The 21,501-nt window shown below is 44.6% G+C and carries 26 protein-coding genes, 1 tRNA gene and 5 pseudogenes; 10 read left to right on the top strand and 22 right to left on the bottom strand.

The window, feature by feature from the left end; all coding sequences use genetic code 11:
• Nucleotide 1: 1 nt before the first annotated feature.
• Nucleotides 2-892 carry an RNase adapter RapZ gene (gene rapZ / locus DXE31_RS02870; protein WP_114697748.1) on the top strand — a complete coding sequence of 297 codons (891 nt, stop codon included), beginning with the start codon at nt 2-4 and terminating at the stop codon, nt 890-892.
• On the opposite strand, the gene mutY is transcribed toward rapZ, so the two are convergent.
• On the bottom strand, nt 837-1,982 hold the full coding sequence (mutY, locus tag DXE31_RS02875) for an A/G-specific adenine glycosylase (RefSeq protein ID WP_114697749.1): 1,146 nt from the start codon (nt 1,980-1,982) through the stop codon (nt 837-839). The genes rapZ and mutY overlap by 56 nt on opposite strands.
• Nucleotides 1,967-2,804: pseudogene (mutM, locus tag DXE31_RS02880) on the bottom strand (bifunctional DNA-formamidopyrimidine glycosylase/DNA-(apurinic or apyrimidinic site) lyase). Before mutM ends, mutY begins: the two are co-directional and overlap by 16 nt.
• 35 nt (nt 2,805-2,839) lie before the next feature.
• Here mutM and DXE31_RS02885 point away from each other — a divergent pair.
• The 6 genes from DXE31_RS02885 (at nt 2,840) to pth (ending at nt 7,826) form a co-directional block, all read left to right on the top strand.
• Nucleotides 2,840-4,327, top strand: a complete 1,488-nt coding sequence (locus tag DXE31_RS02885) for an outer membrane lipoprotein LolB (RefSeq protein ID WP_114698628.1) — start codon at nt 2,840-2,842, stop codon at nt 4,325-4,327.
• A gap of 5 nt (nt 4,328-4,332) precedes the next feature.
• Nucleotides 4,333-5,211, top strand: coding sequence for a 4-(cytidine 5'-diphospho)-2-C-methyl-D-erythritol kinase (gene ispE, locus DXE31_RS02890; protein WP_114697750.1), 879 nt, complete (start codon nt 4,333-4,335; stop codon nt 5,209-5,211).
• A gap of 5 nt (nt 5,212-5,216) precedes the next feature.
• Nucleotides 5,217-5,293 (top strand) — tRNA-Gln (locus DXE31_RS02895).
• 54 nt (nt 5,294-5,347) lie between these two features.
• A complete protein-coding gene (locus DXE31_RS02900) occupies nt 5,348-6,313 on the top strand; it encodes a ribose-phosphate pyrophosphokinase (RefSeq protein WP_114697751.1) in 966 nt (321 codons plus the stop codon).
• A 136-nt stretch (nt 6,314-6,449) separates the two neighbouring features.
• Entirely contained in the window at nt 6,450-7,079 is a 630-nt protein-coding gene (locus tag DXE31_RS02905; RefSeq protein ID WP_114698629.1) for a 50S ribosomal protein L25/general stress protein Ctc, read from the top strand.
• Nucleotides 7,080-7,232: 153 nt separating this feature from the next.
• The gene (pth, locus tag DXE31_RS02910) at nt 7,233-7,826 is read left to right on the top strand and encodes an aminoacyl-tRNA hydrolase (protein ID WP_114697752.1); all 594 of its coding nucleotides are present in this window, start codon (nt 7,233-7,235) and stop codon (nt 7,824-7,826) included.
• Nucleotides 7,827-7,840: 14 nt separating this feature from the next.
• On the opposite strand, the gene DXE31_RS02915 is transcribed toward pth, so the two are convergent.
• The 5 genes from DXE31_RS02915 to DXE31_RS02935 are packed head-to-tail and all read right to left on the bottom strand — an operon-like array spanning nt 7,841 to nt 11,960.
• Nucleotides 7,841-8,110 carry a YfhL family 4Fe-4S dicluster ferredoxin gene (locus tag DXE31_RS02915; protein WP_114697753.1) on the bottom strand — a complete coding sequence of 90 codons (270 nt, stop codon included), beginning with the start codon at nt 8,108-8,110 and terminating at the stop codon, nt 7,841-7,843.
• A gap of 16 nt (nt 8,111-8,126) precedes the next feature.
• Nucleotides 8,127-8,624 carry a pantetheine-phosphate adenylyltransferase gene (gene coaD / locus DXE31_RS02920; RefSeq protein WP_114697754.1) on the bottom strand — a complete coding sequence of 166 codons (498 nt, stop codon included), beginning with the start codon at nt 8,622-8,624 and terminating at the stop codon, nt 8,127-8,129.
• A gap of 22 nt (nt 8,625-8,646) precedes the next feature.
• Entirely contained in the window at nt 8,647-9,279 is a 633-nt protein-coding gene (gene rsmD / locus DXE31_RS02925) for a 16S rRNA (guanine(966)-N(2))-methyltransferase RsmD (RefSeq protein WP_114697755.1), read from the bottom strand.
• Entirely contained in the window at nt 9,272-10,648 is a 1,377-nt protein-coding gene (locus DXE31_RS02930; protein WP_231969310.1) for a M16 family metallopeptidase, read from the bottom strand. The genes rsmD and DXE31_RS02930 overlap by 8 nt, the downstream gene beginning before the upstream one ends.
• Nucleotides 10,614-11,960 carry a M16 family metallopeptidase gene (locus tag DXE31_RS02935; protein ID WP_114697756.1) on the bottom strand — a complete coding sequence of 449 codons (1,347 nt, stop codon included), beginning with the start codon at nt 11,958-11,960 and terminating at the stop codon, nt 10,614-10,616. Before DXE31_RS02935 ends, DXE31_RS02930 begins: the two co-directional genes overlap by 35 nt.
• A gap of 63 nt (nt 11,961-12,023) precedes the next feature.
• On the opposite strand from DXE31_RS02935, the gene ftsY reads away from it, so the two are divergent.
• On the top strand, nt 12,024-12,914 hold the full coding sequence (gene ftsY, locus DXE31_RS02940) for a signal recognition particle-docking protein FtsY (RefSeq protein WP_114697757.1): 891 nt from the start codon (nt 12,024-12,026) through the stop codon (nt 12,912-12,914).
• 94 nt (nt 12,915-13,008) lie between these two features.
• Nucleotides 13,009-13,926 (top strand): RNA polymerase sigma factor RpoH, encoded by a 918-nt coding sequence (gene rpoH, locus DXE31_RS02945; protein ID WP_114697758.1) that lies wholly within the window; start codon nt 13,009-13,011, stop codon nt 13,924-13,926.
• 36 nt (nt 13,927-13,962) lie between these two features.
• Here rpoH and DXE31_RS02950 read toward each other — a convergent pair whose 3' ends face one another.
• The 10 genes and pseudogenes from DXE31_RS02950 to DXE31_RS11040 all read right to left on the bottom strand — a co-directional run bounded on the left by DXE31_RS02950 (nt 13,963) and on the right by DXE31_RS11040 (nt 17,942).
• On the bottom strand, nt 13,963-14,547 hold the full coding sequence (locus tag DXE31_RS02950; protein WP_114698631.1) for an SCO family protein: 585 nt from the start codon (nt 14,545-14,547) through the stop codon (nt 13,963-13,965).
• A gap of 7 nt (nt 14,548-14,554) precedes the next feature.
• A pseudogene (gene cyoE / locus DXE31_RS02955) lies at nt 14,555-15,418 on the bottom strand (heme o synthase).
• A 397-nt stretch (nt 15,419-15,815) separates the two neighbouring features.
• Complete coding sequence (locus tag DXE31_RS11990) at nt 15,816-15,959, bottom strand: COX15/CtaA family protein (RefSeq protein ID WP_331851982.1); 144 nt, start codon at nt 15,957-15,959, stop codon at nt 15,816-15,818.
• A gap of 4 nt (nt 15,960-15,963) precedes the next feature.
• Nucleotides 15,964-16,098, bottom strand: coding sequence for a hypothetical protein (locus DXE31_RS11995; protein WP_269460623.1), 135 nt, complete (start codon nt 16,096-16,098; stop codon nt 15,964-15,966).
• A 38-nt stretch (nt 16,099-16,136) separates the two neighbouring features.
• A complete protein-coding gene (locus DXE31_RS11020) occupies nt 16,137-16,349 on the bottom strand; it encodes a COX15/CtaA family protein (protein WP_231969311.1) in 213 nt (70 codons plus the stop codon).
• The gene (locus tag DXE31_RS12750; protein ID WP_415077799.1) at nt 16,312-16,560 is read right to left on the bottom strand and encodes a COX15/CtaA family protein; all 249 of its coding nucleotides are present in this window, start codon (nt 16,558-16,560) and stop codon (nt 16,312-16,314) included. The genes DXE31_RS11020 and DXE31_RS12750 overlap by 38 nt, the downstream gene beginning before the upstream one ends.
• Nucleotides 16,561-16,715: 155 nt before the next feature.
• On the bottom strand, nt 16,716-16,898 hold the full coding sequence (locus DXE31_RS11030) for a hypothetical protein (protein ID WP_231969312.1): 183 nt from the start codon (nt 16,896-16,898) through the stop codon (nt 16,716-16,718).
• 191 nt (nt 16,899-17,089) lie between these two features.
• Nucleotides 17,090-17,224, bottom strand: coding sequence for a hypothetical protein (locus tag DXE31_RS12000; protein WP_269460573.1), 135 nt, complete (start codon nt 17,222-17,224; stop codon nt 17,090-17,092).
• Nucleotides 17,218-17,565, bottom strand: a complete 348-nt coding sequence (locus DXE31_RS11035) for an SURF1 family protein (RefSeq protein ID WP_231969314.1) — start codon at nt 17,563-17,565, stop codon at nt 17,218-17,220. Before DXE31_RS11035 ends, DXE31_RS12000 begins: the two co-directional genes overlap by 7 nt.
• A gap of 200 nt (nt 17,566-17,765) precedes the next feature.
• Nucleotides 17,766-17,942 carry a hypothetical protein gene (locus DXE31_RS11040; protein ID WP_231969315.1) on the bottom strand — a complete coding sequence of 59 codons (177 nt, stop codon included), beginning with the start codon at nt 17,940-17,942 and terminating at the stop codon, nt 17,766-17,768.
• 87 nt (nt 17,943-18,029) lie between these two features.
• On the opposite strand from DXE31_RS11040, the gene DXE31_RS02975 reads away from it, so the two are divergent.
• Entirely contained in the window at nt 18,030-18,242 is a 213-nt protein-coding gene (locus tag DXE31_RS02975) for a twin transmembrane helix small protein (RefSeq protein ID WP_114697759.1), read from the top strand.
• Nucleotides 18,243-18,306: 64 nt separating this feature from the next.
• Here DXE31_RS02975 and DXE31_RS02980 read toward each other — a convergent pair.
• From DXE31_RS02980 to DXE31_RS12755, 5 genes and pseudogenes are all read right to left on the bottom strand, one after another.
• Nucleotides 18,307-19,140: pseudogene (locus DXE31_RS02980) on the bottom strand (cytochrome c oxidase subunit 3).
• A gap of 29 nt (nt 19,141-19,169) precedes the next feature.
• Nucleotides 19,170-19,367: a DUF2970 domain-containing protein gene (locus tag DXE31_RS02985; protein WP_114697760.1), complete on the bottom strand. Its 198-nt coding sequence runs from the start codon at nt 19,365-19,367 to the stop codon at nt 19,170-19,172.
• Nucleotides 19,364-19,789: pseudogene (locus DXE31_RS02990) on the bottom strand (cytochrome c oxidase assembly protein). The gene DXE31_RS02985 and the pseudogene DXE31_RS02990 overlap by 4 nt, the downstream one beginning before the upstream one ends.
• Nucleotides 19,758-19,940, bottom strand: coding sequence for a hypothetical protein (locus DXE31_RS11045; protein WP_231969316.1), 183 nt, complete (start codon nt 19,938-19,940; stop codon nt 19,758-19,760). Before DXE31_RS11045 ends, DXE31_RS02990 begins: the two are co-directional and overlap by 32 nt.
• Nucleotides 19,941-20,062: 122 nt before the next feature.
• Nucleotides 20,063-21,239, bottom strand: a pseudogene (locus DXE31_RS12755) (cbb3-type cytochrome c oxidase subunit I); the annotation flags it as partial.
• Between the last annotated feature and the right edge of the window lie 262 nt (nt 21,240-21,501).

The raw sequence follows: 21,501 nt of genomic DNA on the forward strand, positions 1-21,501 counted from the left end.
TATGCAGATTAATTTGATTACCGGAATCTCAGGCTCAGGCAAATCAGTAGCTTTGAGAGCTTTTGAGGATGCGGGTTATGACTGCGTCGACAATCTCCCCGTCTCTCTTTTAGAAAACCTTATCTCCACTCTAGAAAATGAGCAGTGTGCACAGGTTGCTGTAGCTATCGATGCGCGGCGCGGACAGTCGATTGCGGATTTACCTTCCATACTTGAGAATTTACGCAAAAATAATCAAGTTAGAGTGATATTTTTAAATGCTGATACCAATACTCTAATACAACGATTTTCGGAGACGCGTCGTCGTCACCCCCTGTCCACTAGCTCCACACAATCTCAATCGACTACCCTGATTGAGGCAATAGATAATGAGCGCAACTTGTTGGAGCCTTTGCGTGCTCAAGCACACAGCATTGATACCAGCAATATCCCAGCTCATGCACTACGCTCTTGGATCCAAGACCTTCTAAAAGATAGGTCCGTAGGCCTCACTATCGTGTTTGAATCTTTTGGCTTTAAAAAAGGGGTTCCCAGTGAAGCTGATTTGGTATTTGATGTTCGCTGCCTACCAAACCCCCATTATGACAAAATCCTAAGGCCACACACGGGTAACGACAAACCAGTGCAAGAGTTTCTAGAAAAGATTCCGGAAGTAGTGAATATGGAGGCTGACATTACGCAATTTATTTATCGCTGGCTACCTCACTATCTTGCCGATGGTCGCAGTTACCTCACTGTTGCGATTGGCTGTACTGGTGGTCAACATCGCTCGGTCTACCTAGTGAATCGACTGAGCCAATACTTCCGTGCCCAAAAGGATTTTGGCAACCTGCAGCTTAGCTTTTTAGATCGACACCGCGAACTAGACTCAATGCCTGTAGCCAGGCCTTAATAGGCTGAGGTAAGCCGTAGCGCCCCAGATGACTGAAGGACACCCACTTTAAATCTGGATTTAAAAATTCCAGCTCTTTTGAGGAAGAGGTCCGCCAAATTTGCATCCATAATCGACGATGCGTAAAGATATGCTTAATCTCGTCAGATCTCGTTACAGATTTACATAATTTTGTAAGTGCGCCGATATCTTCTTTAGGTAGCGTTGCTGCAAAGAGATTCTGAGAATTTAAATCGATCTTCTCAGCACCAGGCACCCTAGGTATCCAAGCCGATTCCGGTAAGGACCAAAGGCCTCCCCAAATTGCCTTACTCGGACGCTTTTGCAAAAGAATAGAGTTTCCGGAGCGCATTAAGAGCATATTGCAATCAAATTCTGGAGACTTTGTCTTGATTTTTTTTTGCGGAAGCAAAAGTACTTGATCGCTTAGATTGGCTTGACAGTCTTTTGCAAACGGGCACTTCTTTTCGGAGGTCAAACAAACTGGTTTACGTGCTGTGCACCAAGTTGCACCAAAGTCCATCAGTGCTTGTGTATATACAGGCATATCAATAGACTGAGTCGGTAAGAGATCTGTAGCCAAAGACCAAAGACGCTCGTTTACCTCCTGCTCTTGAATCGTGCCCTCTATTGCAAACAAGCGAGCAAGTATCCGTTTGACATTCGTATCCAAAATTGGAGCACGTTCAAGAAAAGCAAAAGCAGCAATTGCTCCCGCCGTCGATCTTCCAATACCCTTTAATTGCTCAAGCAGCACTGGATCTTTTGGGAAATTCCCACCCAACTCGGTCATAACTTGCTTCGCGCAAGCATGCAGATTTCTGGCACGTGTGTAATAACCTAATCCAGCCCATTCCGCCAATACTTCATCGATGTCTGCACTAGCCAATTTTTTGACAGTCGGAAAGCGCTTCATAAAACGCGGATAACGCTCAAGAACAGTAGTAACTTGCGTTTGCTGCAACATAATTTCTGATACCCAAACAGCATAAGGATCTCGTTTACCTTGCCATGGTAAACGAGATCGGCCGCTGACCCCATGCCATGCGATCAACGTTGCTGCAAATGTCTTGATCAACGTTTTTGGCATTGAGGGCAATAGTAAGTAGAGCGCTGGCCTTGAACTATTTGATAAATCGATGTTTTGTAAACCTTGCAGGGCAAGCCATTGCAATCATAGACTTTAGTCTGGATCATAAAGCACCCCGGATCTCCATCGCTGTTAACAAAATCTTTTAGGGTACTACCACCGGCATCGATTGCCCTTTTTAAAATCAATCGCACAGCTTTTGCAAGACTCGAGCATTGTGATCGAGTCAGTTTTACTACTACCTTAGCAGGGTAAATACCCGACTCAAATACACTCTCAGAGCAGTAAATATTGCCAACCCCTACTACTGCTTGTCCAGCTAAAAGAAACTGTTTAACAGTAATGCTGCGCTTACGCGAAGCTTGATACAGAATTTCAGCACCTAACTCTCCTGAAAATTCTGGGGAAAATGGCTCTACTCCCAATTTTTGTAAAAGAGTAAATTGATCAATGGGTCCTTTAGATGTAGGATGCCATAAAATGGAACCAAATTTACGTGGATCATGCAAACGCAAACTCAACTGACCAAACTCTAAAGTGACTCGATCATGGGTCTTGAGTGGTTCAGAAAGAGGAAACACACGTAAAGTGCCCGTCATTCCTAAATGAATCAATAAATACCCCCCATACCTTTCTAACAAAAGGTATTTACCGCGTCTTTTGATAGCATGGACTTTTTGCCCAGGCAAGATTTTGGTGAAGCTAACAGGCACAGGCCAACGTAATCGACCATCAATAATTGTGATGGCAGTGACTTTACCCCCCCCTCAAGGTGGGGGCAATTCCCCATCTAGTGACCTCTTCTGCTAGAAGTTCTGGCATGCATAGATTGTAGATTCGCGGATTAGAATATGCTTATGAGTAAATGCGTACTACAACCTTTATTAAACAGCTTAGTCTTGGCAGCTTTGACTGGGGGAGTTATATCCCTTTCCCAGGCACAACCCCAGACCAATGGGATGCAAACCGGGGAGGCCCTCTTTGAGGTGCTGACCTCTGAAATCGCCCTTCAAAGAGGTGAGGCTAGTTTAGCTTTCAATACCTATTTAGAGATGGCACGTCAATATAAAGATCCTAGATTAGCTCAAAGGGCGATGGAAATTACAATTACAGGCGGCTCACCAGATCTAGCTATGCAAACCGCAAAAGTATGGGATGACTTGTCTGCAGCCTCAGACACTAAACCCAAAGAGATTTTGGTCACTCTTCTGATTCTAAGCAATCGTTGGCCTGAAGCAGTAAAGCCGACGATTACTTTATTGTACCAACAGACTCCTCCACAACAAGAAAATACTCTTTTACAGTTACAGGCGCTTCTTGCTAAAGCAAAGAATGAGTCCGAGGCACTCAGAGCTTTTTATGAAATCGCTTCTACGGTCAAAATTACATCAAAAAATCCTAGCTTGCTCTATACCTACGCAATGTCAGCTGAAAAAGTAGGTCGTATAGATGTGATGGAAAAATCCTTGCGTGAAATTTTACGCAAGAATCCAAACGATGTGAATGCTTTAAATGCCCTTGGTTATTCACTAGCAGATCGCAATATCAAGTTGTCAGAGGCATTTGCACTGATTACTAAAGCACATCAACTGTCGCCAAAGGACGGTTTTATTTTAGATAGCTTAGGCTGGGTCAATTTCCGTCTAGGTAAAAATGCTCTTGCGCTTGGACAACTGCAACAAGCCTATGCAATAAAACCTGAAGCAGATATCGCGGCCCATGCTGGTGAAGTTTTGTGGGTCATGGATCGTCGACCTAAGGCTCAAGAGATGTGGCGTAAAGGGCAAAAACTAAACGCCAATAACCCAACCCTTAAGGAAACATTGCTGCGTCTCAAGCCAGATTGGACAAGAGAGAATTCTGTGGCGAAAGGCGCATGGGACGGTCGCTTTGCCGTGAAGATTACCGGCCTCACAGATACCAAAAATCAAGGTGGCTCCGGCGAATTTTCACTTACTCAGGAAGCCCTCAAAGATGTCTTAGAAATTCGCAATCCTATGGGTGGGTCTATTGCAAAAATCACCATCATGCCAGGGGAGGCTACTCTTGAAAGCGATGGAAAAGTAGTTGCCGCAATAGATGCAGATACTTTGGTACAAAATACATTAGGTTTGCCGCTTCCTGCGCGTGGTTTATCGAACTGGTTAAAAGGTGAAGTCCGAGCCGGTAGTGAAGCTAGCATTGATCAAAATTCTCAAGGACAAGTCAGCAAAATTAGTCAAGATGGTTGGGATTTGATCTACACCTGGAGCAATACCAATTGTTTGGAAAGATTAACTATGACGCGCAACTCAAACATTGGGTCGATCAATATCAGACTATTTTTTGATCGCCCAAATGATTAATCACAATGGCGAGCGTTCATTCTTTAACTCTGCACGCACCAGCAAAGCTCAATCTTTTTTTGCACCTTGTTGGACGTAGGGCCGATGGCTACCATCTGCTGCAATCGGTCTTTCAATTAATTGACTGGTGTGACACGCTTCACTTAAAACGCATTTCTGAAAATGAAATATGTCGAGTAAATCCAATTCCTGGCGTTCTACCCCAGGATGATCTTGTAGTAAGAGCTGCGAATCTACTTAAAGATTTTTGCAAGGTTGACTATGGAGTAGAGATTGACTTGCAAAAGGAAATTCCGATGGGTGCGGGTATGGGAGGTGGATCCTCGGATGCTGCAAGCACCCTCATAGGTCTCAATGCTTTATGGAATCTTCATCTTTCTACAGAAGCGCTTTGCTCGCTCGGCCTGAAACTGGGTGCAGACGTTCCATTCTTCATCTTTGGAAAAAATGCATTCATCGAGGGAATTGGGGGAAAAATTGAAGCAATTTCTCTTCCAACCCTCTATTTTCTGGTGATCTTTCCCAATCGAGGGATTGCGACCGCTAGTATTTTTCAAGATCCAGAATTGACCCGAGATCACAGTCAGATTACAATTGATAGCTTTCTAGCGTCGCCAGGGTCTTATCAATCAAATGATTGTCAGGCTGTAGCGATGCGGATATGCCCAGAAGTGAAGCAAGCTTTAGATTGGATTACTCAGGCAGTACCGGACGCACAGCCCCGAATGTCTGGTTCCGGAAGTAGCGTTTTTACAGTTTTAGAACCTAATACTGATATCGCAACACTGGAAAATCTTCTTCAGAATCTTCCTGAAGGGTGGGTAGGTCGGGTTGTTCGTGGGCTAAATAAAAATCCCGCTTACAATTTGATTTCTTCAAAATAAGCTGTAGGGGAATCGCCAAGCTGGTTAAGGCACTGGATTTTGATTCCAGCATGCGAAGGTTCGAATCCTTCTTCCCCTGCCAATGACTTTAGAAGCGACAAAGATAAACTTTTGACCCCACAAAACCCCTAAGACTATGTCCCCCACAAACGCAGATTTATTGACTCTTTTTACAGGCAACGCAAATCCCGTTTTGGCAGAGGCAGTAGCCAAAGAACTCAACCTCCCGATGGGAAAAGCCTTTGTTGGACGTTTCTCAGACGGTGAGATCCAAGTAGAAATTCAAGAAAACGTCCGCGGAAAAAATGTCGTCGTTATCCAATCAACCTGTGCGCCTACAAACGACAATCTGATGGAGCTCATGATCATGATTGATGCCCTTAAACGGGCTTCTGCAAGCCGCATAACCGCTGTGATCCCATACTTCGGCTACGCCCGCCAAGACCGTCGCCCTCGTTCTGCACGAGTTGCTATCTCTGCACGCATTGTGGCTAATATGCTTCAATCGGTTGCCGGGATCGAGCGTGTTTTGACGATGGATTTGCATGCTGATCAGATTCAGGGATTTTTTGATATCCCAGTAGATAATATTTACGCCTCCCCAGTTTTACTGGCTGACTTACAAGCGCAGAAATCTCAAAAAGATCTCATCATCGTTTCACCTGACATTGGCGGCGTAGTGCGCGCCCGTGCAATGGCGAAACAATTAGGCACTGATTTAGCAATTATTGATAAACGCCGTCCAAAAACCAACGTTTCTGAGGTCATGCACCTCATTGGCGAAGTTGAAGGCCGTCATTGCGTCATCATGGACGACATCATCGATACTGGTGGTACGCTCTGTAAGGCTGCAGAAGCTCTAAAAGAGCGGGGCGCTAAGGGCGTAACCGCCTACTGTACCCACGCCGTTCTCTCAGGCGGAGCTGTGGCCCGTATTGCTGCTTCCAAACTAGATGAGTTAGTAGTTACTGACACGACTCCTCTAACCCCAGAGGCTATGAAGGTAGCAAAAATCCGCCAATTGAGCGTTGCCTCTATCCTTGCTGAAACCCTTTCCCGCATTATCAAAGGTGATTCAGTGATGTCGATGTTTGCTGAATAAGCCAAAAATCAGCGTTTTACTGCAGTTTTTGTGAGTTTTAAGCATAATAAGGGCAAAAATGTCTTTTCCCACGATATAATTGAAGGCTTTTCTGCTTGGTCGCGAGCGGAAATTAACCTTAGATAGGGAATTTATCATGAAAGTAGTAGCTTTTGAAAGAAGCGTACAGGGAACGGGTGCGAGCCGCCGTCTGCGCAATTCCGGAAAAACTCCGGGAATCGTTTACGGTAGTAAAGATTCTGCCTTGGTCATCGAGTTAGACCACAACGCGTTGTTCCATGCTCTCCGCAAGGAAGCATTTCACTCATCCATTTTAGATTTGGAAATCGGCGGAAAAATACAAAAAGTGTTGTTGCGCGATTACCAAATGCATCCATTTAAGCCATTGGTATTGCACATTGACTTCCAGCGCGTATCTGCGACTGAGAAAGTTCATATGCGCGTTCCATTACATTTCACCAATGCTGACACTTCAGCAGCTGTGAAATTGCAAGGCGCAGTAATCAGCCACATCATGACTGAACTCGAAGTTTATTGTTTACCAGCAGACTTACCAGAGTTCATTGACGTGGACTTGGCGAAGATTGAAGTTGGTCATGGCATCCATGCTAAGGACATCGCATTACCAAAAGGCGTTACTTTGGTAATGCATGTAGAGCAGGAGAATCCAGTACTTGCGAATGCCCGTATTCCAGCAGTTAAAACTGCTGAGCCTACAGCTGCGCCAGCTGCGCCTGCAGCTGAAGCGCCAAAAGATAAAGCTTAATTTCATTAGCTAGATCGCTTGTACGAGAAAGCCCGCATAAGCGGGCTTTCTTTTTTCCATCTTCTCCACATCGCTGAGCGTGATCCCTTTCCCTTCGCTCTTACCCTCATTCTATATTTTGGCTAAATACTGTTATGTCTTTAAACTCTCATCATGACTAAATTAATTGTTGGTCTAGGCAATCCTGGAGATGAACACGAAGAAGATCGGCACAATGCAGGATTCTGGTTTGTTGACGCCCTGACGAAACAATTAAGCGTTCGCTTTGAAACAGAAAAGCGCTTTCATGGAACGGTAGCAAAAGCGAAATGGGAGGGAGAAGATCTTCTTCTCTTAAAACCAAGTACTTATATGAATCTCAGTGGTCAAGCTGTAGGTGCCTTATGTCGATTCCACAAAATCATTCCAGCGGATATTTTGGTAGTTCAAGATGAGCTTGATCTCAAGCCTGGAACTGCACGTCTGAAATTAGGTGGGGGCACAGGAGGACATAATGGCTTGAAGAATATTCAGGCACACCTCAGTACATTGGACTACTGGCGTCTGCGTTTAGGAATTGGTCACCCCAGAGACTTGGTGGCGGGAGATGGTAGGCCTATGGATGTTGCAGACTATGTATTACGTCGTCCGCAATTAAGCGAACAAAAACTGATTGATGCCAGCATTAAAAATAGCTTGCAGATATTGTCGCCCTTTTTAAAGGGCGATTCTCAAACCGCTATGATGGAACTACATTCCAAAGGCTAGCTTAGCCACTGATTTTATTGAGCTGAGTTCGCTGTTTTATTAGCAGTCAGTTGGCGGTACTTCGCCATGAGTTGATCCTGAGATTCAGCGAACTCTGGGTTACATGGGATGCAGTCTACCGGACATACCTGGCGGCACTGAGGGGCATCATAGTGCCCAACGCATTCAGTACATTTATCAGGATTAATTTCGTAAATCTCTAAGCCCATGTAAATAGCATCATTGGGGCACTCCGGCTCACATACATCGCAATTGATGCATTCATCTGTAATCATTAGGGCCATGATTTACTCACTAATGTCACTCTTTGTTCTGCGCCCCAGAAGAAATCTTGTTGACGAGCCATTTTTCTACCGATGGACACACAAACTTACCAACGTCACCGCCCATCGAAGCGATTTCACGTACGAAGGTGCCAGATATAAATTGATATTGATCAGACGGCGTTAAGAACAAAGTGTCTACATCGGGCAATAAGTAGCGGTTCATTCCCGCCATTTGAAACTCGTATTCAAAATCAGAGACTGCCCGTAAACCTCGCACAATGACGCGCGCATTGTGCTCACGAGCAAAATCTTTCAATAGTCCAGTAAAACCATCCACTTTTACATTGGGATGGTGACCTAAGACTTCCTTAGCAATGTCAATACGCTCTTGCAAGGTAAAAAATGGATGCTTACTACGGCTATCTGCAACGCCCACAATCAGCTCAGTAAAAATACTGGAGGCACGGCGTACTAAGTCCTCGTGACCACGAGTAAATGGATCAAATGTTCCAGGGTATACAGCAACAGTCATAGCGCTCCTAAGGCTTTATCGGCTACAGGCAAGAGTTTAGTCTATTTCCGCTTCGAAATAGACAAGCTTTTACTTGTCCTGCCTCTAAGTATTTTCCACAATGCCAGCCTGGCAATAGATCCTCTATCTCTTCAAGTGGACGACTTGAGGGAACTTCAACATAAATACCTCCGCCAGCAGAGTCATCGCACACCCTAGCAGCCTCAGTAAGCACTTGATTTAGCAAGCTTGAGTCCTGAAAGAGAGGATCAGTAAAAATTAAATGACTGGAGTGATCCGCCTGTTTTCGCAAAAACTCCAGACTGTCTCGATGCAAAATTTCGACTGTACCAATAGCGGGGGACGACTGCAATAAACCAAAATTCGTATTTAAATGTGTATATGCCCTTTTATCTTTCTCAAGCAATACTACCAACGCAGCACCTCTAGAAGCCGCCTCAAAACCGAGCGCTCCAGTGCCTGCAAAAAGATCTAAACAACGTAACCCTGTTAAATCTTGTCCCAGCCAATTAAATAACGTCTCTCGGATACGATCTGTGGTTGGCCGCAAACCTGGAAGATCGAGAACCGTTAATAAGCGACTTCTCCAGTTGCCACCAATAATCCTGACTTTTTTTGGTAGCTCAGTTTTGCTGGGCTTAGCAGGCTTACTTATTTTTTGCTCCCAATACTACGATTTTCATACGGTCCATTGCGAGATACTTTTGAAAAGCAGCTTTTACTTGCCCCAAGGTAACCGTCTCAACTTGTTTTGTCCAAACTTCCATCGTGTCGAGTGGTAAACCATTCCAAGCAATAGAAGATACGTTATCTAGCAACTTACGATTGTTATTGATACGAAGTGAATATCCATTGACTAAATTTGCTTTAGCAACCTCGAGTTCTGATGGTGTTGGGCCATCAGCAATAAATTGAGCAATCGTCGAACTTAGGACCTCTAACGCCAACTTTGCTTGATCATTTTTAGTTTGTAGACCAGCCTGAAAAATACCATTATCTTTACCAGGAGCAAAATAACTAAAGACGCTATAAGCCAACCCCCGCTTCTCACGAACCTCAGACATCAAACGGGATACAAAGCCACCGCCGCCAAGAATATAGTTACCAACCAGTAATGCAAAGTAGTCTGGGTTATTACGCGCTACTGCAGTCATTCCCATAACAATATGGGCCTGCTGAGAGTCAAAAGGAATTTGAATTTCCCGTTGCGCTAAAGGCTCGACAGGTGAACGCTGCAGATCTGGCAACTTTGAAACCGGATTTCCCGATTGAGGAATTCGGTTTAGCAAAGACTGTACCATTTGATTGGCTTGAGCTTTATCTACATCACCAACAATACTCACAATCATGCGATCACCACGATAAAACTGCTTGTGAAATTGTGCCAAATCATTGGCATTGATTGTGGCTGTTGATTTGACACTAGGCGAATAGGCCAAGGGATAATCCCCATAAACCGATTGTTTAAAACTGCGTTCAAGGACATACTCAGGTTTTGTTTCGGCTTCACGCAAATTGGTTAGCATCCTTTGCTTTTCACGCTCCATAATTTTAGGATCATAAGTTGGCGCGCTTAACATCGCAGCAGCCAAATGCACTGCACGATCACGCACATCTTTCCTGCTTAAACTCCGAATTCTCAAGATTGCGCGTTCTCCACCCACAGATAGGCCAATATTGGCACCCAAATCAGCGATCTTATCGGCAATTTGAGCTTCCGTTAAAAACCCCTTATCACCTCTGACTCCATAATTCATGAGGCCCGCAGTCATACCCGCAAGTCCACTTTTACCAATGGGATCATAGCGGTCACCAGCATCGATGCTGATTTCAATATCGACCATTGGTAAAGCTTTCGTTTGAATTAAATAAGCTTTTGCTCCTTTAAATGACTCAAGCTGCTCAATTGGCAAAATTGCGCAAGCGTTACTTATCAAGCCAAGGGTAAACAAGCAAGCGGAAACTGTCTTAATGGTTAACCTCCTTGCCTCAGGACTGACGAGCTTGTGGATCCAATATCGCAATTGTTAATCCTTCATCAACCAAATATTTTTTGGCAACTGCTTGAACCTGCTCAGGAGTAATTTTTTGCATTCGCTCAAGCATGTCATCAATTTCTTTCCAAGAAAAGCCAGCCATCTCGGTGCTGCCAATTTCCATCGCTTGGCCAAAGATAGAGTCACGCTTATAAATTTGTTCAGACAAAATGCGTACCTTAATTCTTTTAAGCTCAGACTCCAAAATGCCTTTCTGCTTTAACTCATCTAGCGCTTTATGAATGCTGGCTTGTGCCTGCTCAACCGTTTTTCCCTTAGCCATCGTTGCCCTAATGAAAAATAATTCTGGGCCACGCGAGATCATGTCATAGCCAACGCCGACATCAGTAACTACTTTTTCCTGTTTCACGAGAACGCGATTTAAGCGAGCATTGTCATAGCCATCTAATACCCCGGTCAGGAGCTCTAATGCATAAGGCTCTGGATCATCAAGCTTCCCAGGCTCCAGGCGAGGCACCTTCCAAGCCATAGCCAATTGAGCGCTATCTGCCGGTGTTTTTATTTGGACCTGCTTAATGCCTTTTTGAGTAGGTTCAATTTGAGGCTTACGAACCGGTAATTCACGGGCTAACGCAGCACCGGAATACTGTTCGACCATGCTCAATACCTTTTTTGCGTCCACATCACCACTCACGACAACAGTTGCATTATTTGGCGCGTACCAGCTGCGATACCAATCTCGGGCATCAGCGGCTTTCATATTCTGTAAATCATTCATCCAACCAATCACGGGATGACGATAAGGAGAGCGCATAAATGCAGTTGCCATTAGTGATTCATTGAGCAAGCTACTAGGATTATCCTCTGTTCTCAAGCGGCGCTCTTCCATCACCACCTGAATTTCTTTTAAGAACTCAGAGTCATCAAAATTTAAATTCGACATACGATCCGCTTCAAGTCGGATCACATCCTCTAATTTTGATTTTTCAATTTGCTGAAAATACGCGGTGTAATCACGCGAGGTAAATGCATTTTCACGTCCACCCACAGCTGCTACTAAACGCGAAAAATCTCCCGCCTTCACTTTATGTGTACCTTTGAACATCATGTGCTCGAGGACATGTGCAACACCAGTACGTCCATCCATCTCATCCATGGAGCCTGCCCTGTACCAAACCATATGGGCTACCGTTGGCGCGCGGTGATCTTCTCTCACGATTAATTTAAGGCCATTACTCAGCTGATACTCGTATGTATCGGCTGATTGGGGGCCAACAGCCCAACTCATCTGAGCAAATACGATGAATAAGAAGAAAATTCGGAGTAAATTAGAAAGCATCTGCTACATCACCATATCCCTAAAATTTAATTGATAAGATGCAATGTTTAAATTGTATCGATTATGTTCGGCTTACGTACAACCCTCGGCTCCCTATTTAAATCAAGCAAGATTGATGAATCTTGGTTTGATACCCTAGAAGAATCACTCATTCAAAGTGATGTGGGCATTGCCACGACTGAACAGTTAATCAGTAAACTTCGTAGAGCTGCAAAATCAGAAAAGGCCTCTAGCTCAGAAGAGTTAAAGACCCTCCTCATTCAAGAGGTCGATCTTTTGCTAAAAGCTATTGAACCTTCACCAAACCCCCTATTTAGCAATGAGAAAGTCAACTCACCAGAGATATGGTTGGTAGTAGGGGTTAACGGGGCCGGTAAGACCACAACGATTGGCAAGCTTTGCTGGCTCTTCCAGTCTCAAGGTAAATCTGTCCTTTTGGCGGCAGGGGATACCTTTAGGGCTGCCGCTCGCAATCAATTGCAAGAGTGGGGGGCGCGCAATCAGGTGGATGTGATCACGCAAGAAGGGGGTGATGTTGCAGCTGTAGCTCATGATGCCATTCATGCCGCTATTTCACGAAAGAACGACATTCTGATTATCGATACCGCAGGCCGCCTAGCCACTCAAGACAACCTGATGGAAGAGCTGAAGAAAGTAAAACGCGTGATTGGCAAGGCACTTCCAGGTGCACCCCACCACACTCTTCTTGTATTGGACGGAAATACGGGGCAAAACGGCCTAAATCAGGTGAAAGCCTTTCACTCCGCCCTCGGCCTCACAGGGATCATTGTTACGAAGCTAGATGGCACCGCTAAGGGTGGCGTGATCTGTGCTCTTGCTCATACCCTACAAGAGGTTCCAAAACCCGCTGTTTTAGCCTTAGGAAAAGGTGAGGGAATTGCTGATTTAGTCCCTTTCACAGCAAAGCAATATTCATACGAATTATTTAATTAAATCAATTACTTACAGATAATCAAAACGATTAGCACTCTCTTGACAAGAGTGCTAAAATGAAATCCTACTAATACCTCATATTTATAAGAAAAAAATGAAATCCGACAAACCGAATTTGCAAAGGCTGCCCGTCGCGCAGACTGCGACGGCGTCTGCATTTCCAATGCTACCAACTCTTGGGGTTGGAACTCTTGACTCATACATAGCATATGTGAATCGCGTACCTATGCTCAGCGCTGCAGAAGAATTACATCTTGCGCAGGAGTTTCGTCGTACTGAAAATGTCGACGCTGCTAAAACATTAGTACTTTCACATTTGCGCTTGGTAGTTTCTGTTGCACGCCAATATCTTGGCTACGGCATTCCACATGCAGACCTTATTCAAGAAGGTAATATTGGCTTGATGAAGGCGGTTAAACGCTATGACTCAAGCAATGGTGCTCGTTTAGTTTCTTATGCAATTCACTGGATCAAAGCTGAGATTCATGAGTACATTCTTAAGAATTGGCGTTTAGTGAAAACTGCAACCACTAAAGCGCAACGTAAACTCTTTTTTAATTTACGTAGCAACAAACTTTCTTTAAATGCACTAACCCCAAGCGAAATTGAAGCTTTAGCTCAAGCCCTTGATGTAAAAGGCTCTGATGTTAAAGAAATGGAAATGCGTCTTGCTGGTGGCGACGTGGCTCTTGAGGGTGACGACAGCGATGTTGACTCAACCTATTATGCGCCAATTCAATGGCTTGCCGATAGCTCACAAGAGCCTACCGCATGCATAGCTAGCGCTGAAGCAGATGCACTTCAAGGCCCCAAGTTAGACAAAGCTCTAATGGCCCTAGATAAACGCAGTCGTAACATTGTCCAATCTCGCTGGTTGGCAATGGATGCTGAGGGTAATGGCACAAAGACCTTACATGATTTGGCTGATGAGTATGGCATTTCCGCAGAACGCGTTCGCCAAATCGAAACTGCTGCGCTGAAAAAAATGCGTAGCTTCTTACAAGCTGTCTAAACAGTAAGTTTGCTCACTGCACACTTCTTCACCCGCTTACTTCAATAACTCTTTCAAGTCATGCGCCAAGGTCTCTGGACCTTGGGCGTGCTTGATATATAAACGTAAGCGACCATCCGGATCAAATGCATAACTCCCGGCTGTGTGATCCATCGTGTAAACGCCGAGTTTAGTCCCAGGCACTTTCTTGTAATAAATCTTGAAATCTTTAGTAACCCTTTCGAGAGCAGCCGCATCTGCAGGGCGAAGACCCAGGAAGCGCGGATCAAATGCTGGAACATACTGCTTCAGAATCTCGGCGGTATCACGCCCAGGATCTACGGTGACAAATAAAACTTGTACCTTATTGGACTGAGGCCCCAATAGCACCATGACTTGTTGCATTTCGGTTAAGGTCGTGGGGCAAACATCGGGACACTGGGTATAACCAAAGAACATCACCACTACTTTACCCTTAAAGTCAGATAGTGTTTTGACCGTACCGTCAGGATCTAACAAACTAAAATCTTTACCAAAGGCGGTGCTACCAGTGATATCAATATTTTTGAACTCTGGCTTTGGACTACAAGCAGTCAATACAAAACATAGCGTAGCCAGAAAACATAAGCGGAGAATCTTCATATTGGTCTCAGAGGAAATAGTGGTCAACTAAGAACGCGACACAAACAGTAGTGACAAATATGTAATAGAAAAGCGGAATGTTTTCTTGACAAGTGCATCGCTATAAGAGACAAATAAAGCCACTACATATGCAAGGAATATTAAACCTAGAATAATTGCAGATACGAGATAGACCATACCACTCATGCCATAGACATATGGCAGTAGCGTAGCCGCAATCAATATCAAGGTGTAGAGCAAGATATTGAGAAGTGTGAAGCGCTCCCCATGAGTAACAGGCAGCATTGGGAATCCAGCTTGCACATAGTCATCGCGACGATATAGAGCTAAGGCCCAAAAATGTGGGGGTCCACACAAAAATAATAAGGACCAGCAGCCATGCTTCTGCAGAAAGCGTGCTCGTAACTGCGGCGGCCCAGCCCAGAGCTGGTGGCATCGCACCAGATAAACCGCCAATTACAATATTTTGAGGTGTGGCTGGTTTTAAGGGCCAGATATAAATCACTGCATATCCAACGAAGGTAGCAAGAGTGAGCCACATCGTTAACGGGTTGCACAAATTCCATAAAATAATCATTCCGATCGAACCCAGAATGCTAAAAAAGCTAATGATATGCAACGGTGTTACTTCGCCAGTCGCAGATGGGCGCCAGGATGTGCGTTGTATCTTGGCATCAACGGCTTGCTCGATTAAACAGTTCACTGCAAATGCTGCGCTAGCTAAAAGCCATATCCCAACAATGCCGCCGATGAGAACTGGATACGGAACCATGCCAGGAGTTGCTAAAAACATCCCAATGACTGCACAAAATACGGCGAGCTGAGTCACTCTAGGTTTGGTTAAAACCCAATATTGACGCCAACGCGGCATGGCCGCTCGTACGTTTGTTTGAGAACTACTCATATTTATATGATCTCCTTCTAAATAGAAGGATTCCAAGAGGCACAATAACTCATCCTGACCAAACAGAATACCAAAGCTGCAGAGCCAGCGGTATGTAACAGAGAAGCTAATAATGGCGACTGAAATATCACATTAGAAATACCAGCAATTAACCGCAAAATGAGCAAACTCAACAGGAATTTGGCTATTTGGCCTCACCCGGATAACACTGGAGTTGCAAGTTGCAACCCCTCAGACCTAAGAAACCCAATACCAACAAAGCAAAAAGTCGATGTGCCCAGTGTATCATTTGTAATGCTACCGGCGAAATAAATGCGCCTTGCGCATTAAGGCCTAATTGACGCCAAAGGGTAAAGCCCTCAGACTAATTGGTTTCAGGCCAAGCACTTCCTATCCAAATCGGGAAATCTGGACAAGCAAGAACTGCGTAATTCGTGCTGACCCAAGCACCTAAGAAAATTTGTATTGCAAGAACTACGAAGGACGTCAATACCAATACTGCAGGCAATGGCCTAATACGAAGTGTGCGAACGGCAGAAATTTTTTTCTATCCAGACTTGTTGAGCATAAACAGTTAAACAAGCCAATAAAACTAAGACCAGCATGAGATGAATGGTCACAATGATCGGTTGCAGCTTAAATGTCACAGTCCATGGGCCAAATGCACCTTGGATACAAACCAATATCAACAATCCCAGACTACCAAATAAAGGGCCTTCTTTACTTTACTAAACGCAACCTCAACCTGCATCAATATCAGTGCACCCACCGTCATAGCCAAGTAACGATGACTCATTTCAATCCAGGCCTTCATGACAGTTACGGGCCCAGTTGGCAAAGCACTCTCCACTTCTCGGATATCATCCCCAGGTGCATGAAAAGGGGTTGAAGTGCCCATAGCATCTAGGCCAGTCTGGACAACCCAATCCAGAATCCGTAAGACGAGTAAATGCGCCAAATACAATCAGGTCAAATGTCATGAAAACTAGGGTCCAATTGAGCTGTTGGAAAAAGCTAAAGTCTGGCTTTTTCCAAAGATAGAGTAATGGCAAGCCCGCAAAAATAATCGTGATTGCCGCTAACTCTATGATCAAAATCACACTTGGCATTACAAATGCTCACCCTTGTGATTTAACTTAAGAAGTTTTTCCAAGTCTTTCTTCGTGCCAGCAAATGCTTTGGGAGAATTTGTCACTGGAAAATACATCATCTTTGCCGGGCTTGGATCAATCAATTAAATCTGCTGTCCTGCCCCCTCTTTATTTCACCAGGCTTCAAATTCCACTTTTTCCTTTAAACCAGATTGGAGCGATGCAACCTGAAAACCTGCTGTCCTCTCGTCATCAATCTTGATGACCTCTGGATCAACCGGTTTTCCATCTGTGTTGACCCAAACAAGTTGAAGGCGCCGACTTTCTTTTCCAGCAGCAACTCTTGCTTGTCTCATTAAATAAAGAGCCTCAATACACTGCTGATCTTTTATTTGGCATTCACCACCACAGCAGGACAAGCAATTAAAAGCGTCCACTTACCCTGTAGAAAAACATCAATCCATGCTAGATTAAATTCTTGTGCTGGATAAACTAAAGTTCCTAGATTAGTCTTGCCGCCAGCAGGCCTAATAACGTAGTAAGCAAACTAAGAAGCAATCACTGGAGAGGCGCATGTAAGCAGTAGCAATAACATCTGGATGCGACCACGACGAGTGCGCGCATTGATAGCAGCTGCATCAATTTGTGAAGCCGGAATTAATAACTCTTTATCACTCACCATTGATCCCCATTCACCCATCTTTGACATTGATATTGCCGCAGGCCGCTTAGTAACCAGAATGAAAATCCAGCGAACGCCAAAGCAAACCACTGGAATGCATAAGGATAATGGCGATCCACTCCGCTTGTCAGAGGCGACCTTTCGCGAAGCATGCCATCCTCTTGTCCGGTTTCTATCTCACGCAAAATAAATGGCAGCTGTTTCCAATCACGAAGCTTACCTTCGATCTCTAAATCAAAGTTTTGCTCAATCCTTGGCCTAGCTATATCGGGTAAATTCTTACCGCCACCCAGCTCATATACCCTACCAGGCTCAGGAAATACTATGCCCTCGATACTCACTACCCGATGTGGCGTTTTTACTGGGGGTCAAGTTTCGCGATCTTCATTATTGCGTGGTGCCCAACCCCGATGAATCCAAAGAATCTCATCGCTAGCCTTAAGTCTAAGAGGCATCATGAGATAAAAACATGACTGTGCATTATTAGTACCAGCAGGAGGTATCGATCTTGGAAGGTTATCTAACCAAATTGCGGCCTCTTTTATAGATTGCCCCAAACAATCATACGGCGCTCACGTGCCTCATCTAAAGTCCAAGATACTGAGTTTGCATTCAAGATTGGCATTTGTTGGCGTGCTTGCAAATTGGCAGCAAGGGCTATTTTGGTGTCCGCTCTTCCGAGTTGCCAAATACTTGCTCCACAGCCAATCGAAACCACCAGCAAGGCTTAGAAAGTAGCAACTATACGCTTAGCAATCAGGGCGGTAAAAAGACTATTCAAAAGATATAAAGATAAGGATTTGAGATGAAGTGGCTTATTGCAATTGTCCTGCTAATGCTTGTTGTTAGCTTAGGGTCGGCCTTGTATTACATGATGCAAGATGGGGGAAATAGCTCCCATACGGTTCGCTCACTGATGTTACGAATTGGGCTATCAATCATCTTATTTCTGGGAATTCTTTTAGCCCATTACCTAGGCCTGATAGAGGCCACCGAAATTAAAGTAGGAACAAACTGAGTAAGCCACACAAAAAAGGCGCTTAAAAACAAATCGGGGCTTTAGGCCCCGATTTTCTATTGGACTACATCCAGTAAACAGCGATGTAAAGACCCAGCCAAACAACGTCAACAAAGTGCCAGCACCACGCAGCACCTTCAAATGCAAAGTGGTGCCTAGGAGTAAAGTCGCCGCGAATCATACGACGCAATACAATTGCCAACATCGTGCCCCAAGGAAAACGTGGAAGCCATGGAAACCGGTCAACATAAAGAATGTCGAACCATAAATACCTGAGGTCAATTTCAAGTTCAACTCATGATATGCATGGTAGTACTCATAAACTTGGAAGATCAAGAAGATGGCTCCTAAACCAACAGTCGCAGCTAAGCCAACCATGGCTTTTTTCATATGATTTGCAACCATTGCATGGTGAGCAATCGTAATCGTCACACCTGAGCTCAACAGCAATAATGTGTTGATGGTTGGAATTGGCCAAGGGCCCATAGTAGTAAATTTCTCAACCAAACCGGCCGGGCTATCATTTGGCCAAAGCAATTTACTTTCTACATCACCCATCCAAGGCATCACGATATTACGGGCGTAGAAAAGGGCCGCAAAGAACGCGCCAAAGAACATGATCTCCGAGAAGATAAACCAAGCTATCGACCAACGAGAGGAGACGTCGACATTGACACCCTTCTTACCTGCATTGGACTCGGCAATTGTGTCTCCGAACCAGTTATAGAGAACGTAGAGCACGAATGCTACACCCCGCCAAGGTCAGCGGACCACCCCAGGAGGCGCCGTTTACCCAGCCAGCGATTCCAAAATCAAATACAACTAAGCCTAGTGCGGCCATTGCTGGGCGTCTTGATAGTCCAGGGACGTAATAGTAAGGAGTTGAATTAGATGACATCTTATTCTCTCTATTCAATCAAACAATAATCAATGGGACACAACTGCTTTCACTATCAACAGGAAGACACCCATAAGAATCAAGGCTCCAACAACACCTGCAATGATAATGTGCACAAAACTCAATGAAGAGCAACATCTTCCTGCAAACCTGACTTCTTGCGCACCCCCCAAAAAGCCCCACATCACGGCTTTCATGGACTGCAAGAAACTACTTTTCTTTGTCATGAAGAAATCCTTGATTTAGGTGCTGGTGGAGTACCGCCTAAACCTAACTCAAAGAATGTGTATGACAAAGTAATTATGTTGACATCATCCGGCATTCCCGCATCAATCACAAAAACAACTGGCATCTTTTTTGTTTCATTTTCTGCTTGTGTTTACTCTTGAAAACAAAAGCATTCTAATGTCGTAAAAAAACTTTGTTGCACGCTTAGGCGCATACCTCGGAATAGCTTGCGATTCAAGTTATTAGTGACTTCATAAACAATCTCAATCATTTCACCAGGGTGCACTTCCAAAAAAGTCTTAACTGACTTAAACGTGAATGGTCCTCGACTATTCGAATCAAACTCAATCGTCACAGTACGCGCATAGTCCACCTGAGTATTGCCAACCTTATTCGGGGAAGGCTCTAACACCATAGTCATTTTTACTCGTTACACCATGAATTCCAGTTACCTCGCATAAGGCTTTGTACATCCGAACTAAGGCGCAACCCAAACCAAACATCATTACCGCTGCAATTAAGAGCTTTAATAGTATCTGGCGATTGAGCGCTTGATTTGAAACCATCGTCATCGGTGGGATTAGCTTAAGAAGCTCCGTTTAATCAAAATACTAATAAAAAAGTAGCCGCAACACTTAAAAGTGTGAAGCCCGTCCTACGATTATTCGCAGAAAGGGCTTGTGTCTCCGAAGAATTAAATTCCGGCTTCACGCATTTGCTCTGCGCTAAGCGGAGTTTCAAAAGTGTGGTGTGGCACTGGTGAAGGAACTGTCCACTCGAGACCTGTGCCCCCATCTCATGGCTTCAGTGGAGCCTTTTCGCCTTGCCCACGATATGCACTACAAAGATTAAGCAATAGACCTGCGCCAAGCCAAAGCCTAACGCACCGATTGATGCAAGTGCATTGAAGTCAGCAAACTGAGTTGGGTAGTCAGCATAGCGACGTGGCATACATACCCGCTAATCCCAAGAAGTGCATAGGGAAGAAAGTGATATTAAAGAAAATCATAGAAGCCCAGAAATGGGTCTTGCCACGAGTGTCGTCAGTCATGTAGCCAGTCCACTTAGAACACCAGTAGTAAAAGCCGGCAAACATTGCAAATAATTAGCCCGCTACCAATACATAGCGGAAGTGAGCAACAACATAGCAAATATCCTGCACACCAATATCGATTGGCGCCATCGCTAGAATCAAACCAGTAAAGCCGCCCATGGTGAACACGAAGATGAAACCGATGGTTTGGGGTTTCAAAAGTCATTGAACCCTTCCACATCGTTGCAACCCAGTTAAAAAGCTTGACGCCCGTAGGAACAGCAATCAGCATTGTTGCGTACATGAAAAACAATTGACCAGTTACTGGCATACCCGTTGCAAACATATGGTGGGCCCAAACGATAAATGACAAGATCGCAATCGATGCGGTTGCATAAACAATCGAGCTATAGCCAAACAATGTTTTTCTGGAAAAGGCTGGCACGATTCCACTCATGATGCCGAATGCAGGAAGAATCATAATGTAAACCTCTGGGTGACCAAGGAACCAGAAAATGTGCTGGAACATAATTGGGTCGCCACCGCCAACTACAGAGAAGAATAAAGTACCGAAATGACGATGAGTGAGAACCATCGTAATTGCACCAGCCAAAACAGGCATCACAGCAATCAATAAATATGGAGTAATCAACCGGGTCCAGCAGAACATTGGCATCTTCATCAACGTCATGCCAGGACCCATGTGCGCAGTCAATGGTGCATAGATGGTCCAACCTCCAGATGGAGCACCACCAAGAACCAAGAATGAACTCAATAACAGTGTTGTCGCTACCAGCAGAATCCAGAAGCTAAAGTTATTCATGCGGGCACTTGCCATACCATTAACAAGTAATAGATGAATCACTGTCCAAATCATTTCAACAGTTGTACTCTCATGGAATGAAACTGATTTATGACTTAATGATTTACGATGCTTCAGGATGGAATAGAACACCCCAACAACGCCCACAAAGATCAATGCATAAATAATCTACATCATCCAATGCAGCCAATGAATCTCTTGCATGATTTTGGGAGCTGCAGGGGCAAAATCCAGCTGATTTACAGCTGGACCACCAGACATCTTGTCTGCTGCGTAA

It is taken from the genome of Polynucleobacter necessarius, from assembly GCF_900095185.1.
In the GTDB taxonomy this organism is placed as follows: Bacteria; Pseudomonadota; Gammaproteobacteria; order Burkholderiales; family Burkholderiaceae; genus Polynucleobacter.